Origin of the sequence: Rhodococcus sp. DMU1, from assembly GCF_012272955.1 — a bacterium.
Taxonomy (GTDB): domain Bacteria; phylum Actinomycetota; class Actinomycetes; order Mycobacteriales; family Mycobacteriaceae; genus Rhodococcus; species Rhodococcus aetherivorans.
In genome coordinates, this window is record NZ_CP050952.1 from 310,502 (window position 1) to 328,160 (window position 17,659).

Below are 17,659 nucleotides of genomic sequence, written 5' to 3' on the forward strand. Positions count from 1 at the left end.
GGACATGCTCGCGGCGGTGTACGAGCGCCTCGGCGCGGCCCGGGACGTGCTCGACGTTCGCCGGATGCCGCGGCCGGAGCCCGGGCCGGGGGAGGTGCGGGTCCGCCTCCGGCTGTCCGGGGTCAACCCGTCCGATTGGCGGGCCCGGCTGCACGGCCGGGGGACGCCGCTGCAGTGGCAGATCCCGCACTCGGACGGCGTCGGAGTGGTCGACGCAGTGGGGCCGGGTGCCGATCCCGGCCGCATCGGTTCCCGGGTGTGGGTGTGGAACGCCGCGTGGCGGCGCCGGCACGGCACCGCAGCCCAGTGGACGTGTGTCCCCGATCGGCAGGCGGTGAACCTGCCCGAGCACGTCGGGGACGAGCTCGCCGCCGGGCTCGGCATCCCGTTCATAACCGCATGGCACGCCCTGTTCGCGGACGGTCCGCTCGACGGTGCGACCGTGCTGGTGGCGGGCGGGGCCGGCGCGGTGGGGAACGCGGCCGTGCAGCTGGCGAGCCGGGCCGGTGCCACGGTGCTGGCCACGGCGAGCACGGACGAGAAGGCGCGGCTCGCGCGCGCGGCGGGGGCGTCCGTGGTGGTCGACTACCGCAGCTCCGAGGCCGCCGCGGCGCTGCGGGCCGCCGCGCCGGACGGCGTCGGGCGCATTCTGGAACTCGCCCTGGGACGCAACCTCGACCTCGACCTCGAGGTGCTCGCCGACCACGGCACCGTCGTCGTGTACGCCCCCGAACCCGAACCGCCGCCGATTCCCGTGCAGCGGTTGATGGCCCGGAACCTCCGAACCCATTTCCTGCTCGTCTACACCATCGGTCCGCGAGCCCAGGAGGACGCGGTGCGCGGCATCACGGCGGCACTCGAGGACGGCGCGCTCACCCCGTTGCCGACGGTGTGGTTCCCCCTGCACGAGGTGGCGGCGGCGCACGAGGCGGTCGAGGGTGGGGTGCTCGGGAAGGTCGTGCTGGGGCTGCCCGAATGACGGAGCCGGATCTCGCCTCGCCCCGGGACCGGTCGTCCGGCGAGGGGGATGCCGTGGCGGCGTTCCTCCCGGTCGTCGTACTGCTCGGACTCCTCGCGGTGCTCGTGCTGTCCCAGCTCTACGCCGTGATCCCCGTGTTCGGTGTCCTCGCCGACGACCTGGGCCTCGACGCGCAGCGGGTCACCGTGACCCACACCGCGTTCGGCATCGCCTATGCGGTGGGGTTCCTCGCCTGGGGCGCCGTCGTCGACCGCATCGGACCGCGGCGGACCCTGCTGACGGGTCTGGGTGCGCTCGTCCCGGCCACCGTGCTGGTCGCCACCGCCCGGGACGCGACGTGGATGATCGCCGCGCGGGTGCTGCAGGGCGCGGTGGCCGCGGCGTTCGCGCCTGCCGCCTTCGCGTACGTCGGCACCCGGATCGCGATGGCTCGCCGGGCGACGGCACTGTCGGTGCTCACCGGGTCCTTCCTCGCGTCCGTCGTCCTCGGGCAGATCGCCGCGCAGGCCGTGTCCGCGCTCGCCGGATGGCGGTGGTTCTTCGGGATCGGTGCTGTCCTGTTCGCCGTGGCGACGGTGGCGGTGCTCGCCGCGGTCGACGACGAACCACCGCCGCGACCCGGCCCGCGGCCGGTGACGGCGGCCGTCGCGCTGCTCGGATCGGCACGCACCGTCGCCGTGCTGGCGGTCACCGCCACGGTGCTGGCCGGTTTCGTGGCGCTCCACACCGGCGTCCAACGCTTCGCCGTGGTGGCGGATCCCGACGATCTGCTGGTCTTCCGGGCGTCGGCGCTGCCGGCGATCGTCGCGGCACCGCTGCTGTCGGGTCTGCTCGGCCGGATCCGGACCGGGCACCGCATCGTCGTCTTCCTCCTCGTGGCGGCGGCCTGCGCGACGGTGGCGCAGGACGCGCCGGTGGCCGCCTTCGCCGCGATCACGTTCTGCGTGGCGGTGATCGCCCCCGCTCTGATCGCCCTCGTGCTCGACCGTTCGGGCCCGCACCGTGGTGCCGGGACGGCGCTCTACACCTGCGCGCTGTTCGCCGGCGCGGGGCTGGGGCCGCAGATCGCCGCGACGGCCTCGTCGTTCTCCGCGACCGCCCTCGCCGCCGCCGGCGTGTGGACGGGTGGGGCTGCGCTGGCGGCGATCTCGTCCGGCCGGCCTACCGCAGGGTTCCGGCCGGGTGCCCGGGGTCGCCGAGGACCGCGAGCATCCTGTCCACCGACGTCGCCCACCCGAACTGCTCGGCACGACGTCGCGCCGAGCGGCGCAGGAAAAGGTCGGGGGCGCCCAGCAATTCGTCGATCGCGTCGGCGAAGGCCGCGTCGCGGTCGGCGGACAGTACCCCGCACTGGGGGGTGAGGATCTCGGTGAGCGCCGACGACCGCGACGCCACCACCGGGGTGCCGGCGGCCAGCGATTCGAGCGCCGACAGGCAGAACGTCTCGTGCGGTCCCGGGGCCAGCGAGACGTCGGCGGTGGCGAACAGCGCGGCCAGCCGATCGGGGTCGCCGATGAATCCGGTGAACGTCACCGGGAGCCCTTTCGCCTTGTGCTCCAGGGCGTGACGTCGCGGCCCGTCGCCGGCGACGACCAGGTGGACGTCGTGCCCGCGCCGGTGCAGCAGGCGCGCCGCGTCGATGCTGCGCTCCGCCTTCTTCTCGACGGACAGCCGGCCGCAGTGCAGCAGCAGCCGGGACGAGTCCGGTAGGAGCCGCTCGCGCAGGCGGCGGTCGTGGCGGGCGGGGTGGAAGCGGTCCAGGTCCACGCCGAGCGGCACCCGCACCAGATTCGGCGTGCCGATGCGGGTGAACTCCGTGCTCGCGAATTCCGTCGTGCACACCACCGTGTCGTAGTCGGTGGCCATCCGCCGGTTGGCCAGGTCGGCGGCCCGCCGGGCGACCGGCGCCGGCAGCACCTGGCCGAGGAGGCGGTCGAGCCGCTCGTGGGAGACGACGACGCTGCGCACGTCGCGCCGGCGCGCCCACCGGCCGAATCCGCGCAGCGTCAGCCGGTCCGACACCTCCACCGCGTCGGGCCGCAGGCCGCGCAGCACGTCCGCGACGCGCCGCGGGTCGGCCACCCGGTACCCGCCGGTCCACGGGACGACCGGTGCCGGCACGGTGATCCGCAGGACCCCGTTGCCGAGCAGTTCCTCGCCGCGACGGGGTCCGGGCACGATCAGCGCGACGTCGTGCCCCCGAGCGGTGTACCCGCCGCCCCACTGGTGCAGCGCGGTGCGCAGGCCGCCCGACCGGGGGCCGTAGAAGTTGGCGAGCTGAACGATGCGCACCGTTCTCATTGAGCCGGGACGCGGCGACGGGTGCGGCAACGACGCCGGGCGCCGCGGTGAACGCGCGTCGAATCTCTCCGTCAGTCGGCCGTCGCGGGGGGCACGCGGCCGGTCCACACGGCCTCGGCGCCGGACTCGCCGACCCGGACGGTCTGCACCGTCGCGCCCACCGCGGCGACGACGGCCAGCACCGCCGCGACGACCGTCAGGGCTCGTCGCCCGCCGCCGTCGCCGCGGCCGCGCAGCATGTGCGCCCCCGCGAGCAGCGCCGTCGCGGCGAACAACAGCGCGACGACGAGGGTCATGGTCTCGCCGAGTTCCTCATGGGCCTCGATCAGCGGGGTGTCGCCCAGGGCGCCGGCGAGCTGCTCGCCGGTCTCGGCGGTGAGCGGCGTCAGCACCAGCGCCGCGGCCGCCAGCACCACGACCGGCCACAGGAGGTGCCGGCGCGCGGCCGGCCACAGCGCGCACAGGATCAGCCCCGTCGACACCAGAGGCACCAGCACGACGACCGCGTGCACGAGCAGCGGGTGAGCGGGCAGTCCGCCGATCAGCGTCATACCGTTTCTCCTTCCGGCCGGAGCGTCCAGGGAAACCGTAGGCGCCGATCCGGACGAACGGGATCCGAACGGGCTTGACGTTGACGCGACGTCAAGACGCATCCTGGGCGTACCCGACGAGAGAGGCCCGCGATGAAAGGCGAATGGTCCATCCAGGAACTGGCCCGCGCGGCCGGCGTCACCAGCCGCACCCTGCGGCACTACGGCGACGTGGGCGTGCTCGAGCCCAGCCGCACCGGCCCGGGCGGCATGCGGTTCTACGACGCCGACGCCCTGGTCCGGCTGCAGCGCATCCTGCTGCTGCGCGACCTCGGCCTGGGACTGCCGGCCGTCGCCGAGGTGCTCGACGGCCATCGCGACGCCACCGCGGCGCTGCGCGTGCATCTGGAACTGCTCGAGCACGAGCAGCGGCGGCTGGCCCGGCAGATCGAGTCGGTGCGCACCACCATCCGCAGAACCGAGAGAGGAGAGGAACTGATGGCGAACGAAGTGTTCGACGGATTCGACCACACGCAGTACCGCGACGAGGTGATCGAACGCTGGGGCCAGGACGCCTACGACAGCAGTGACCGCTGGTGGCGTGGCATGAGCGAGGCCGAGCGCGACGACTGGAAGTCCGTCGCGGCCCGCCTGGGCGCGGACTGGACGGCCGCCGCGGCCGCCGGTCTCGATCCGGCCGGCCCGGAGGGGCAGGACCTGGCCCGTCGCCACGTCGCGTGGCTCGGCAGCATCCCCGGTACCCCGGGCCACGGGGAGGAGCCGAACCGGGAGTACGTCCTGGGGCTGGCAGAGATGTACGTCGCGGACGAGCGCTTCGCCGCGAACTACGGCGGCCCGGCGGGTGCGGAATTCGTCCGGTCCGCCCTGCGGGCCCACCTGGCCTGACCCGTGCGCGTTTCCGGTCGCTCCCGCTACCGGAAACGCGCACGGCCCCGCGGGTCGCCTACCCTGGTCTTCCGTGACTGCTGCACCCTCGCCCCAGCCTGCCACCCGTGAGTACGACCTGATCGTCGTCGGCTCCGGGTTCTTCGGACTGACGATCGCCGAGCGTGCCGCCACGCAACTCGGCAAACGCGTTCTCGTCGTCGAGCGCCGCCACCACCTCGGCGGCAACGCCTACTCGGAGCCCGAGCCCGAGACGGGCATCGAGATCCACAAGTACGGCGCCCACCTGTTCCACACCTCCAACAAGCGGGTGTGGGACTACGTGAACCAGTTCACCGACTTCACGAACTACCAGCACCGCGTGTTCGCGATGCACAAGGGCCAGGCCTACCAGTTCCCGATGGGTCTCGGGCTGGTGTCCCAGTTCTTCGGCCGGTACTTCAGCCCCGAGGAGGCGCGTGCCCTGATCAAGGAGCAGGCCGCCGAGATCGACACCGCGGAGGCGCAGAACCTCGAGGAGAAGGCCATCTCCCTGATCGGCCGGCCGCTCTACGAGGCGTTCGTGCGCGACTACACCGCCAAGCAGTGGCAGACCGACCCGAAGGAACTGCCCGCCGGCAACATCACCCGCCTGCCGGTCCGCTACACCTTCGACAACCGGTACTTCAACGACACCTACGAGGGCCTGCCCGTCGACGGCTACACCGCGTGGCTCGAGAACATGGCGAAGGACGAGAAGATCGAGGTGCGGCTCGACACCGACTGGTTCGAGGTGCGCGACGAGATCCGCGCCGCGAGCCCCGGCGCCCCCGTCGTCTACACCGGGCCGCTCGACCGCTACTTCGACTACGCCGAGGGCCGCCTCGGCTGGCGCACCCTCGACTTCGAGACCGAGGTGCTGCCCACCGGCGACTTCCAGGGAACCCCGGTGATGAACTACAACGACGCCGACGTGCCCTACACCCGCATCCACGAGTTCCGGCACTTCCACCCCGAGCGGGACGGCTACCCCACGGACAAGACGGTGATCATGCGCGAGTACTCGCGCTTCGCCGGCAACGACGACGAGCCGTACTACCCGATCAACACCCCGGAGGACCGGGCCACGCTCTCGGCCTACCGGGAGCGGGCCAAGCGGGAGGCCGCGGAGAACAAGGTGCTGTTCGGCGGCCGGCTCGGCACCTACCAGTACCTCGACATGCACATGGCCATCGCGAGCGCGCTGAGCATGTTCGACAACGCCCTCCTCCCGTACTTCGAGTCGGGCACGCCGCTGGCGGGGGACGCCTCGTGAGCGCCCGGCACCAGCTGGCCGAGCCCGTCGCGCCGGAATCCGAGCTGCTCGGCAGGGCACTGCTGCAGCGGGTGATCCTGCCGCGCCCGGGTGAACCGCTCGACGTGCGCACCCTCTACCTGGAGGAATCGCCGACCAACGCACGGCGCGCGCACGCCGTCGGCCGGACGTCGCTGAACATCGGCGCCGAGTCCGAAGTGTCGATGTGCACCTACTTCAACGCCTTCCCGGCGAGCTACTGGCGACGGTGGAGCACGCTCACCTCCGTGGTGCTGCGCCTCGAGCTCACCGGCCACGGCCGGGCCGACGTGTACCGCTCGAAGGCCGACGCGAGCCGCATCCACGTCGAGGGCCGCGAGTTCTCCGGCGGCGCCCCCGCCGGGGACGACGCCGCGACGGTCGAGTTCGAGATCGATCTCGGCCCGTTCGAGGACGGTGGCTGGATCTGGTTCGACATCACCACCGACTCGGACGTCACGCTGCGCTCGGCGGGCTGGTACGCGCCGGTCGAGGCACCCGGCGAGGCACCCGGCGAGGCGTCCGTCGCCGTGGGCATCCCCACCTTCAACCGCCCCACGGACTGCGTGAAGGCCCTCGTCGCCCTCGCCTCCGATCCGCTGGTCCTCGACGTCGTGGACGCCGTGATCATCCCGGACCAGGGCACCCGGAAGGTTCGCGACGAGCCCGGTTTCACCGCGGCGGCGGCCGCGCTCGGCGACCGGCTCGCCATCCACGACCAGGGCAACCTCGGCGGTTCGGGCGGCTACAGCCGCATCATGTACGAGGCGCTGAAGACCACCGACTGCCCGTACATCCTGTTCATGGACGACGACATCGAGCTGGAACCGGACTCGGTCCTGCGCGCGCTGGCGCTGTCCCGGTTCGCCAAGAGCCCGATGCTCGTCGGCGGCCAGATGCTCAACCTGCAGGAACGCAGCCACCTGCACACGATGGGCGAGGTGATCAACCGCGCCGACTTCATGTGGACGGCCGCGCCGAACGTCGAGTACGACCACGACTTCTCCACCAAGCCGCTGCGCGACCGCGAGCAGTCGCGGCTGCTGCACCGGCGCATCGACGTCGACTACAACGGCTGGTGGATGTGCATGATCCCGCGGCAGGTGGCCGAGGAGATCGGTCAGCCGCTGCCGCTGTTCATCAAGTGGGACGACGCCGAGTACGGGCTGCGGGCCCGCGCCGCCGGCTACCCGACCGTCACCATGCCGGGCGTCGCGATCTGGCACATGGCGTGGAGCGACAAGGACGACGCCATCGACTGGCAGGCGTACTTCCACCTGCGCAACCGCCTCGTCGTGGCGGCCCTGCACATGCCGGGCGACGGACGCGGCCTGGTGCTCGACACCGTCAAGGCCACGCTCAAGCACCTGCTGTGCCTCGAGTACTCGACGGTGGCGATCCAGAACAAGGCGATCGAGGACTTCCTCGCCGGCCCGGACCGCCTGTTCGAACTCCTGCCCACCGCTCTCGGGGAGGTGCACGCGCTGCGCAAGCGGTTCTCCGACGCCGTGGTGCTGCCGTCGTCGACCGAGCTGCCGTTGCCGTCCGGCGCCGAGGTCGGGGCGGTCGGCGAGCCGCGCGGGGCGGTGCGCAAGATGGTGCGGCTCGCCAAGGGCCTGGTGCACAACGTGCGGCCGGCGCATCCGGAACACCACGAGCGTCCGCAGCTGAACGTGCCGACCCTCGACGCCCGCTGGTTCCTGCTGTCGCAGGTGGACGGTGTGACGGTGACCACCGCGGACGGGCGCGGCGTCGTCTACCGTAAGCGCGACCCTCGGCAGGCACAGGCTCTGCTGTCCGAGGCCGTGCGGCTGCGCCGCGAGCTGGCACGCAGGTTCCCCGAGTTGAAGAACGAGTACCAGGCCGCGGTTCCCGCCCTGACGAGCAAGGAGGAGTGGGAGCGTGTCTTCGAGTCGTGAATGGCCGACCACCGAGGCGGAGATCCAGGTGCTGCAGGCCGTGCAGGCCACGGTCGGCTCCCGGCCGGGAGCGATCGCCGCGGCCCGTGGACTGTCGCACTTCGGTGAGCACGCCCTCGGCTGGGCGGTGATCGGCGGCGTCGGCGCACTGGTCGACCGCCCGCGCCGGCGCCGGCGGCGGTGGGCCGGGGTCGCGGTCGGCGCCGTGGGCGCCCACGCCGCGTCCATCGTGGTCAAGCGGGTCGTGCGGCGTCCCCGGCCCGTGGACCCGACCATCCGGGTCAACGTGTCGACCCCGAGCCGGCTCAGCTTCCCGTCCTCGCACGCCACCTCGACGACGGCCGCTGCCGTGCTGCTCGGTCGGCTGACCGGGCTACCCTTACCGGCGGTGTTGGTCCCGCCGATGTTGCTGTCCCGCCTCGTGCTCGGCGTCCACTATCCGACGGACGTGCTGGCGGGCGCCGCGCTCGGCGCCGCGTCCGCCGCGGCCGTCGTGCGGGCCGAGAAGAAGTTTGGAGAGAGATGAGCGAGGAACCGGTAGCCGTCGCGGCGCCTCCGAAGAATCTGGCCGAGGGCATCGTCAAGGCGGTTCGCCCCCGGCAGTGGGTGAAGAACGTGCTGGTGCTGGCCGCGCCCCTCGCGGCCGGCTCGGCGACCGAGCTGGACGTCCTGATCCCGGTCGCCCTGGCCTTCGTGGTGTTCTGCATGGCCGCGTCGGGCATCTACCTGGTCAACGACGCGATGGACGTCGAGGCCGACCGCGCCCATCCCACGAAGCGGTTCCGCCCGATCGCCGCCGGCGTGCTGCCGGTGAACCTGGCCTACGGCATGGCGGTGGTGCTGCTCGTCGGCTCGATCGGCCTGTCGTTCCTGGCGAACTGGCAGCTCGCGGTGGTGATGGCGGTGTACATCACCGTCCAGCTGGCCTACTGCTTCGGGCTCAAGCACCAGCCGGTGCTGGACATCGCCATCGTCTCCTCCGGGTTCCTCATCCGGGCGATCGCCGGTGGCGTGGCCGCGGAGATCCTGCTGTCGCAGTGGTTCCTGCTGATCATGGCCTTCGGCTCGCTGTTCATGGCGGCCGGCAAGCGGTACGCGGAGCTGCGGCTCGCGGAGCGGACCGGCGCGAAGATCCGCAAGTCGCTCGAGTACTACACGGGCACCTACCTGCGGTTCGTGTGGACGCTGTCGGCGACGGCGGTCGTCATCTGTTACGGCCTGTGGGCGTTCGAGCGCGACCAGGCCAACGACACCAACTGGTTCGCGATCTCGATGATTCCGTTCGTGATCGCGATCCTGCGGTACGCGGTCGACGTGGACGGCGGGGAGGCCGGCGAACCGGAGGAGATCGCCCTGAAGGACCGGGTGCTGCAACTCCTCGCGCTGGCCTGGATCGGGGCGGTCGGCGGTGCTGTCTACCTCTTCTGACCTCGACGAGGATCTCGGCGCCCCGGCCCGCCGGCCCCGGCCGGCGGGCCGGGGCGGCATGCGGCCGTGGGTGCCGACCGCGGTGTTCTCCGGCGGAGTCGCGCTGACGGCCCTGCTGATGTTCTGGGGCGCGTGGGAGCGTCGCTGGATCGCCGACGACGGCCTGATCGTGCTGCGCACCGTGCGCAACCTGCTGGCCGGGAACGGCCCGGTGTTCAACGCCGGCGACCGGGTCGAGGCGAACACGTCGACCCTGTGGACGTATCTCGTGTACGCGGCGGGCCGGCTCAGCGGGGTGCGGCTCGAGTACGTGGTGCTTGCCACGGCGCTCGTGCTGTCGACCGCGGCGGTGGTGCTGGCGATGCTCGGCACGGGCCGGCTGTACCGGGGTCGGCTGCGGGGCAGTGGTGCCACGTTCCTGCTGGTGCCCGCCGGCATGTTCGTCTACATCGCGGTGCCCCCGGCCCGGGACTTCGCCACCTCCGGCCTCGAGAGCGGGCTGGTGATCTGCTGGATCGCCCTGCTGTGGCTGCTGCTCGTGCGTTGGGCGACGGTGCCGGGGTTGCCGTCGACCCCGTCGGTGCTGGCGACGGCGTTCGTCGCCGGTCTCGGGCCGCTCGTGCGCCCCGAACTGGCGCTTCTCGCTCTTCCGGCCCTGCTCATGCTGTTCCTCGCGGCCGGACTCACGTGGCGGGTGCGGGTCGCCATGGTGGCGGTGGCCGGTGCCGTGCCGGTGGGCTATCAGATCTGGCGGATGGGCTACTACGGTCTGCCCTATCCGAACACTGCGGTGGCCAAGGACGCGGGCGGGGCGAAGTGGGCGCAGGGCTTCGAGTACCTCGGAAACCTGGTGAGCCCGTACCTGCTGTGGCTGCCGCTGCTGCTCCTGCTGCTCGGTGCCGCGCTCGCGTGGCGGTACCGGGGACCCCGCGAACAGGACGCGCCGAAACGTGAATTCCGTCACAGGGACGGGTCCTTTCCGGCGCGCGCACAGCGCGCGCTGCGCACCCCCGCGGCCGTGGTCGTCTTCATGCTCGGCGCCGCATTGTTGCTCACGCTGTACGCCCTTCGCGTCGGCGGCGATTTCATGCACGGCCGGGTGTTGCTGCCGCCGTTGTTCTGTCTGCTCATTCCCGTCGCCGTGATTCCGTTGCGGGTTCCGCAGCGGGCCGAGATCGGCCGCACTCGCGCGACGGCCGTCGCGGGGGCGGCGGGGGTGCTGTGGCTCGGTGTGGTGGTGTGGTCGGCGATCGCTGCGAACACCACCGGCATGCCCGAGGGTGCGGTGGTGGGCCGCTCCGGGATCGTCGACGAGCGGGCGTTCTACGCCCTCAACACGGGCCACCTGCATCCCGTCCGGGCCGAGGACTACCTCGACTACCCGCGCATGCGGGCGATGGTCGAGGCGATCTCCAACACCCCCGACGGCGGGCTGCTGCTGCCGACACCGTCGTTCGACGCATGGGACGTCGTGCCGCCGCCGGGGCCGGTGCCGCCGGGCGGAGCCGGCCACACGGTCTACTTCCTCAACCTCGGCATGACCAGCATGAACGTCGGGCTCGACGTGCAGGTGCTCGACCAGATGGGGCTGGCGTACCCGCTGGCGGCGCACACCGAGCGGCTCGAGGACGGGCGCATCGGGCACGACAAGCTGCTCTACCCCGACTGGGTCGTCGCCGACACGGGAATGGTGGACGTGCACCCGTGGCTGCCGGCCTATCTGGACGAGGACTGGGTGGCGCAGGCGCAGGTGGCGCTGACGTGCCCGCAGACGCAGGAACTGCTCGCGTCCTCCCGCGCGGAACTGACGTGGCCACTGTTCAAGCGGAATTTCCGCAACGCGTTCGACTATGCGGACTACCGCTTCGACCGGGTGCCGAAATACGAGATCCAGCGCTGCGGCCTCGCGCTTCCGCCCCCGCGCGACGGGGGCTGACGCGGTCGTCCGGCCCGCGAATTACATCGATGTCGTTTTCGCCCCGGTGGGCCCGTGCGGTCCGCCGGGCGTATCTCGGTATGATCACAGTCGATAACGGATGTGTAACGCATCGGGGGTGCAGGCCGATATCGAAGCCGACACACGGTTCGTTGACCTGGGTTACCGGGGGTTTGTCAGAGCTCACGGTGTCCTTTACAGTCTTGACCGCAGTGTGACTTGTGACGGCCCGCTCGGTCGTCGCCGCCGGTATCCGACGGGGGACGCGCACGCGGACGCCGCAGATCGAGAAAGAGAGCATTGTTCATGCGTTTTGTCCCGAGGTTGTCGCAGCGCCTCCGCAGGCGCGTGCTCGGCGTGGGTGCCGCAGCCCTCGTTCTGCCGGTTGCCGCCGGCGTCGCCGGAAGCACCGCCGCGCTCGCCGCTCCCGCAGCCGCCGCCCCGATCTCGCATCGGGCACCGGCCGGCGGTTTCGAGGAAGTCTTCGTCGACTCCGACATGGGCCCGATCAAGGTGCAGATCCAGTGGGCCGCCCGCGGCGGTGACGCGGCGCTGTACCTGCTCGACGGCCTGCGTGCCCGCGACGACGCGAACGCCTGGAGCTTCGAGACCAACGCCCGCGACCAGTTCGCCAACGACAACGTCACCCTGGTGATGCCGGTCGGCGGCCAGTCGAGCTTCTACACGGACTGGTACGCGCCCAGCAATCTCAACGGCCAGGACGTCACCTACAAGTGGGAGACGTTCCTGACGGAGAAGCTGCCGGACTACCTCGCCACCCGCGGCGTCTCGCGCAGCAACAACGGCATCCTCGGCCTCTCGATGGGCGGCAGCGCCGCGCTGACCCTGGCGGCCTACCACCGCGACCAGTTCAAGTTCGCCTCGTCGCTCTCCGGCTACCTGAACCTGTCGGCCCCGGGCATGCGTGAGGCCATCCGCGTCGCGATGCTCGACGCCGGCCGCTTCAACGTCGACTCGATGTGGGGCCCGCCGTGGAGCCCGGCGTGGCTGCGCAACGACCCGTTCGTGTTCGCGCCGAAGCTCGCCGGCCTGTCGATGTACATCTCGGCCGCCAGCGGCCTGCCCGGCCAGCACGACAACCCGCAGGGCCTGGTCGGTGTCTACAACACGGCCAACGCCATGGGCCTCGAGGCGCTCGCGCTCGCCCAGACCCGCGCCTTCCAGATCAAGCTGGCCACCCTCGGCATCCAGGCCCGCTTCGACTTCCCGGCGCGCGGCACGCACTCCTGGAAGTACTGGGAAGAGGAGCTGTGGAAGGCTCGCCCCCAGATCCTCGAGGCACTGAACGCCTACTGATCGCGCCGAACTCCCCGGCGCACACTGACGGTACGCATGCCGCCCCACGACCCGCGAGGGACGAGGGGCGGCATGCGCCGTTTCGCGGATCGTTGACAAAAACCACACCCGTCACAGCGCGGCGCCCCCACCCGGCGCCCGTTCACGTGTAGAAACAGTCTTCGAGACGCGGGGCCCGGTCGCCCGCCGACGCCCCAGCAACGCAGAAAGTGAGCGATGCCGATGCGAACAGTGCTTGGCGGACGTCGAACCGTGCGCGCCCAGCAGCCGGCGCCGCGTGCCCGCCGGGGCCGGCGGGTCCTCGGGGCGGTCGCCGCCGCGCTCGTCGCGCCCCTCGTCGCCGGAACTCTCGCGGCCGGGGCCGCGTATGCGGAGCCGGTGGACCGCAGCGAGCCGACCGCCGTGCAGGCCCCGGCCGGGGTCACGGTGCAGCGCGTCGACTGGCTGACCGACCGGCGCGTGGCCCTGTGGGTGAACTCGCCGGCCATGGGCACCCCCATTCAGGTGCAGCTGCTGCTCGCCCGGGACTGGAACATCGAACCCGAGGCGCGGTTCCCCGCCGTCTACATGCTCGACGGCCTGCGCGCCCGCGACGACGAGAGCGGCTGGACGATCGAGACGGACGCCGAGGCCTTCTTCGCGGACAAGAACGTCAACGTGGTGCTGCCGGTGGGCGGGCAGTCCAGCTTCTACGCCGACTGGATGGACCAGAACAACGGGCGCAACTACCAGTGGGAGACGTTCCTGACCAAGGAGCTCCCGCCGATCCTCGAGGGCAACTGGCGCACCACGAAGGACCGCGGCGTCGTCGGCCTGTCGATGGGCGGCACCGCTGCGATGTTCCTGCCCGCGCGCAACCCCGGCTTCTTCAAGTTCGCGGGGTCGCTCTCCGGCATCCTCACCACCACCACCCTGGGCATGCCGCAGGCCATCCAGTACGCGATGCAGGACGCCGGCGGCTTCGATTCGTCGGCCATGTGGGGTACCCCCGGCGGCGAGCAGTGGGCCGCCCACGATCCGTACCTGCTGGCGGACAAGCTCGAGGGCGTGAGCCTGTACGTCTCCAGTGGCAGCGGCAGCACCGGCCCGTACGACCAGCCGTCGGGTATCCCGGGCGTGAGCACGAACTACGCCGGCATGGGCCTCGAGATCCTGTCGCGGCTCACCTCGCAGGCGTTCGCCACCAAGCTCAACAAGATCGGCATCCCTGCGCAGGTGGTCTACCGGCCGTCGGGCACCCACTCGTGGCCGTACTGGGAGTTCGAGCTGCACCAGCTGTGGCCGCAGCTGGCCAACGCCCTCGGAGTGGAGGTCACGAAGCCGAACTGCAGCGCCGCCGGCGCGATCGGCGCCGCAGCGGCCGCCGGTCCCTGGATCGGCGACTGCCTCACGCCGGAGTACGCCGTCGCGGGCGGGCGCGTCCAGGACTTCCGCTTCGGCCGGATCTTCTCCTCCACCGACGGCGGGGCCCGCCCGGTGGCGGGTGCGATCGGCGGGGCCTACCAGGCCGCGGGCGGCCCGGGGGGCCCGCTCGGCTACCCGACCACGGAGGAACGCGGCACCCCCGACGGCCGCGGCCGGTTCAACCACTTCCAGCAGGGCTCGATCTACTGGACCCCGCAGACCGGGGCGCACGCCGTGCGCGGCGCCATCCGCGACGAGTGGGCGCGGCAGGGCTGGGAGGGCGGCCCGCTGGGCTACCCGGTGGCCGACGAGGTCGCCACCCCCGGCAAGCCCGGCGTGGTGCAGGGCTTCGAGATCGGCGCCCTCTACTGGAGCGAGCCGTTCGGAGCCCACGCCGTACAGGGCATGATCATGGGCAAGTACGCCGAGCTCGGCTACGAGAACGGCTGGCTCGGGTTCCCGAAGACCAGCGAGATCCCCGTCAAGGACGGTGGCCGGTTCAACGAGTTCGAGGGCGGCAACATCTACTGGAGCCCGCTGAGCGGGGCGTGGTCGGTCCGCACCGGGCCGGTCTTCGACGCGTGGAAGAGCGCCGGTTACGAGAACGGTCGCCTCGGCTTCCCCGTCGGCGACGAGTTCCCCATCCCCGGCGGTGTCCAGCAGAACTTCCAGGGCGGATTCGTCACGGTCGTCGACAACGTGGCCACCGTCCGCCCCTAGGATCGGCCCTCGCACACCCGGTGCCGCCACGGCGGCCCCGCGACCACCGGATCGGGCGGTGACCGCGACCCATGGGTCCGGTCACCGCCCGATCCTCATCTGTAGCCTGGGCACTGCCCATTTCCGACGATTGGATGCGAGGACACCACCACATGCCTGCACGGACCCGTTCGAGCCTGACCCGCGTCCTGGGCGCCGGCGCCGCGGCGCTCGCCGCCACCGCCCTGCTGGGCGCCTGCGGTAGCGACGATTCCACGGCGACGAGCACCCCGTCGACGTCCGTGTCGGCGACCACCTCGACATCCGCCGCGGAGACCACCTCCGGCGAAGCGACCACCACAGCCCCCGGCGACACGGCCACCACGAGCCCGGGCGAGGCCGCCACCGCGCCGCCGGCGCAGCCGGAGACCGAGCCCGGATTCCCGGGCCCGACCGAGGTGCCGGTGGACGACCGCGGCCAGGCGTTCCTGGACGGGCTGCGGAAGCAGGGCGTGGAGCCGGCCGCGGACGGCAGCATCGCGATCAACACCGCCAACTACATCTGCGCCGCGACCGCCCAGGGCAGCTCGCCCGAGGAGATCAAGACGATCGTGACCGCATCGGTGGGCAGCGAGGCCGCGGCCGCCGGCAAGGAGATCTCCGAGGCCGACGCCGCGACGACCGCCGACGTCTACATCACCGTCGCACGCGACACCTTCTGCTAGGAGCGGCAATGATGACGGCCCGAGCGAAGCAACGACGCCGGAGGCGGGGAATCCTCGTCCTCGGGATCCTGGTCGTCCTGGCGGCCGTGCTCGCGCTCTGGTACATCCTCGCGGGCCGGCTCCCGGTGCCCGGGCCGCCGGGGCCCCTCGGGCCCGAGAAGCCGGAGGCGCAGCCCGCATCGTGCCCGGACGTCCAGGTGGTGGCGGTGCCGGGCACGTGGGAGTCGGCGGCCTGGGACGATCCGTACAACCCGACGTTCAATCCGCTGTCGCTGATGCTGAACGTCACGCGTCCGCTGCAGGAGCGCTTCGACGCGCAGCGTGCCGACGTGTACACCGTTCCGTACGTCGCCCAGTTCTCGAATCCGGTGGCGCTCCCGCCGGACGGGCAGCAGTCCTACAACAACAGCCGCACCGCCGGCACCGCGGCGACGGAGGACATCCTCGCGCGCCGCTTCGCCGAGTGCCCGCTGACCAACTACGTCCTGACCGGCTTCTCGCAGGGTGCGGTCATCGCGGGCGACGTCGCGGCGCGCATCGGCGCCGGTGACGGGCCGGTTCCGGCGGATCGGGTGCTCGGCGTGGCGCTCATCGCCGACGGCCGTCGCGACCCGGGCACGGCCGAGACGATCGGCCCGCCCGTCGCGGGCGTCGGCGCCGAGCTGTCCCTGGACGGACTGCGGCTGCCGGGGATCACCATGACCGGCGCGCGGCCCGGCGGGTTCGGGGAGCTCGAGGACAAGGTGGTGGACATCTGTGCACCGACGGACGGCATCTGCGACGCGCCGCCGAACGCGCTGAACCCCGGCAACTGGCTCGCCAGCGCGCCGCGGTTGCTCGAGTACGCGAACAACCCCGTGCACGCCCTGTACAACTCGTTCGTCGTGGACGATTCGGGTACGACGGCGACGCAGTGGGTGGCGAACTGGGCGATCGAGAAGATCGAGGAGGCGCCGAAACCACCGGAGGAGTGATCCCTCCCCGTTGTTACCGGCCGGTAGTGTCGGGGATCACCACCCGATACAATCGTTCCTCGGTCGGCGCTTAGACTCGACCTTCGGTCCTGACCCGGGAAGCTCTCCGGGTCGGTGACGCGCGACCACCGCCACACGAGAAGAGGTTCGATGAGCGCCACCGACGGCTCGGCCGCCACGCAACCGCGGAAGTTTCGTTTCGCCGCGGGTGGCGAGGGCAACGCCGAGGAGGGCGGCGCCCGGCGCTTCGTCAAGCTGGCGCAGAAGGCCGAGGAGCTCGGCTACGACAGCTTCATGATCCCGGACCACCTGGGCAACCAGGTCGGACCCATCGCCGCGCTCGGTGCGCTCGCCGTCGCGACCGACAAGATCCGCCTCGGCACCGCCGTCCTCGCGAACGGCTTCCGCCATCCCGCGATCCTGGCCAAGGACGCCGCGACCGTCGACGTCCTCTCGGGCGGCCGGCTCGAACTCGGGATCGGCGCGGGATGGATGAAGGAGGAGTTCGACAAGGCGGGCATCGCCTACGAGCGCCCCGGCGTCCGGATCGAGAAGCTCGAGGAGACGCTGCAGATCCTGGACGTGCTCCTGCGCGGCCAGGAGTGCAATTTCGAGGGCAAGCACTACCGCATCGACGGCCTCAAGGGCAGCCCGCGGCCGCGCCAGGGCCCGCGACCGCCCATCGCGGTCGGCGGCGGGGGACCGAAGATGCTCGCGCTGGCGGCGAAGTACGCCGATATCATCTCGGTGGCCACTCCCACGAACCGCGACGGCCGGTTGTTGCTGTCGGGGATCACGATGGACAAGACTGTGGAGCGGGTGGACGTGATCCGTCGCGCGGCGGGGGATCGGTTCGATGACATCGAGCTGAACTGGACCATCACGATGATTCTCGTCACGGACGATCGCGAGCAGACCGCCGAGATGGCGCTGGCCGCCCTCGACCAGGGATTCCCCCCGAACATCGAGGTGGACGTCAAGCTCACGGTGGACGAGATCCTCGAATCGCCATATCTCGCAATCGGTTCCTACGAGGAGATCGCCGAGCAGATCCGCAACGTGCGGGCGAAGACCGGGATGTCCTACGTGGGGGTCTTCCCCACCCAGATGGAGGCGTTCGCACCGGTGATTCCGCTGTTGGCGGGGGAATGACCGATGCGGATCTGTAACATAATCGTGATTTCGGATCGATGGACAGATTCGTGAGATGCACGGCCGGATGCTGTTGA

14 protein-coding genes and 1 pseudogene are annotated in these 17,659 nt (G+C 71.4%); 13 read left to right on the forward strand and 2 right to left on the reverse strand.

Annotated elements, in window-relative coordinates:
• The first annotated feature begins 4 nt into the window (after positions 1-4).
• Complete coding sequence (locus HFP48_RS01490; protein WP_168580497.1) at positions 5-979, forward strand: NADPH:quinone reductase; 975 nt, start codon at positions 5-7, stop codon at positions 977-979.
• Positions 976-2,028, forward strand: a pseudogene (locus HFP48_RS31415) (MFS transporter); the annotation flags it as partial. The gene HFP48_RS01490 and the pseudogene HFP48_RS31415, both read left to right, overlap by 4 nt.
• A 112-nt stretch (positions 2,029-2,140) precedes the next feature.
• On the opposite strand, the gene HFP48_RS01495 reads toward HFP48_RS31415, so the two are convergent.
• Both HFP48_RS01495 and HFP48_RS01500 read right to left on the reverse strand, forming a co-directional pair.
• Entirely contained in the window at positions 2,141-3,271 is a 1,131-nt protein-coding gene (locus HFP48_RS01495; RefSeq protein WP_168578911.1) for a glycosyltransferase, read from the reverse strand.
• An 80-nt stretch (positions 3,272-3,351) separates the two neighbouring features.
• Entirely contained in the window at positions 3,352-3,831 is a 480-nt protein-coding gene (locus HFP48_RS01500; protein WP_161994934.1) for a DUF2231 domain-containing protein, read from the reverse strand.
• Between the two features lie 132 nt (positions 3,832-3,963).
• Between HFP48_RS01500 and HFP48_RS01505 the strand changes: the two genes are divergently transcribed.
• The 11 genes from HFP48_RS01505 to HFP48_RS01555 all read left to right on the forward strand — a co-directional run bounded on the left by HFP48_RS01505 (position 3,964) and on the right by HFP48_RS01555 (position 17,582).
• Positions 3,964-4,716, forward strand: a complete 753-nt coding sequence (locus HFP48_RS01505; protein ID WP_006937156.1) for a MerR family transcriptional regulator — start codon at positions 3,964-3,966, stop codon at positions 4,714-4,716.
• 73 nt (positions 4,717-4,789) lie between these two features.
• The gene (gene glf / locus HFP48_RS01510) at positions 4,790-6,010 is read left to right on the forward strand and encodes a UDP-galactopyranose mutase (RefSeq protein ID WP_006937155.1); all 1,221 of its coding nucleotides are present in this window, start codon (positions 4,790-4,792) and stop codon (positions 6,008-6,010) included.
• Positions 6,007-7,947 (forward strand): glycosyltransferase, encoded by a 1,941-nt coding sequence (locus HFP48_RS01515; protein ID WP_168578912.1) that lies wholly within the window; start codon positions 6,007-6,009, stop codon positions 7,945-7,947. The genes glf and HFP48_RS01515 overlap by 4 nt, the downstream gene beginning before the upstream one ends.
• A complete protein-coding gene (locus HFP48_RS01520; RefSeq protein ID WP_168578913.1) occupies positions 7,931-8,473 on the forward strand; it encodes a phosphatase PAP2 family protein in 543 nt (180 codons plus the stop codon). The genes HFP48_RS01515 and HFP48_RS01520 overlap by 17 nt, the downstream gene beginning before the upstream one ends.
• Entirely contained in the window at positions 8,470-9,375 is a 906-nt protein-coding gene (locus HFP48_RS01525) for a decaprenyl-phosphate phosphoribosyltransferase (RefSeq protein WP_006937150.1), read from the forward strand. The genes HFP48_RS01520 and HFP48_RS01525 overlap by 4 nt, the downstream gene beginning before the upstream one ends.
• Before the next feature lie 58 nt (positions 9,376-9,433).
• Positions 9,434-11,311 carry a flagellar motor control protein ZomB gene (gene zomB, locus HFP48_RS01530; protein ID WP_168580498.1) on the forward strand — a complete coding sequence of 626 codons (1,878 nt, stop codon included), beginning with the start codon at positions 9,434-9,436 and terminating at the stop codon, positions 11,309-11,311.
• Positions 11,312-11,617: 306 nt separating this feature from the next.
• Positions 11,618-12,628, forward strand: a complete 1,011-nt coding sequence (locus HFP48_RS01535) for an alpha/beta hydrolase family protein (protein WP_043801799.1) — start codon at positions 11,618-11,620, stop codon at positions 12,626-12,628.
• Positions 12,629-12,844: 216 nt separating this feature from the next.
• Positions 12,845-14,752, forward strand: a complete 1,908-nt coding sequence (locus HFP48_RS01540; RefSeq protein WP_168578914.1) for an alpha/beta hydrolase-fold protein — start codon at positions 12,845-12,847, stop codon at positions 14,750-14,752.
• A gap of 152 nt (positions 14,753-14,904) precedes the next feature.
• The gene (locus HFP48_RS01545; RefSeq protein ID WP_102799974.1) at positions 14,905-15,456 is read left to right on the forward strand and encodes a DUF732 domain-containing protein; all 552 of its coding nucleotides are present in this window, start codon (positions 14,905-14,907) and stop codon (positions 15,454-15,456) included.
• Between the two features lie 11 nt (positions 15,457-15,467).
• Positions 15,468-16,430, forward strand: a complete 963-nt coding sequence (locus HFP48_RS01550) for a cutinase family protein (RefSeq protein WP_043801822.1) — start codon at positions 15,468-15,470, stop codon at positions 16,428-16,430.
• Between the two features lie 150 nt (positions 16,431-16,580).
• Positions 16,581-17,582 (forward strand): LLM class F420-dependent oxidoreductase, encoded by a 1,002-nt coding sequence (locus tag HFP48_RS01555; protein WP_029547031.1) that lies wholly within the window; start codon positions 16,581-16,583, stop codon positions 17,580-17,582.
• Positions 17,583-17,659: the final 77 nt, after the last annotated feature.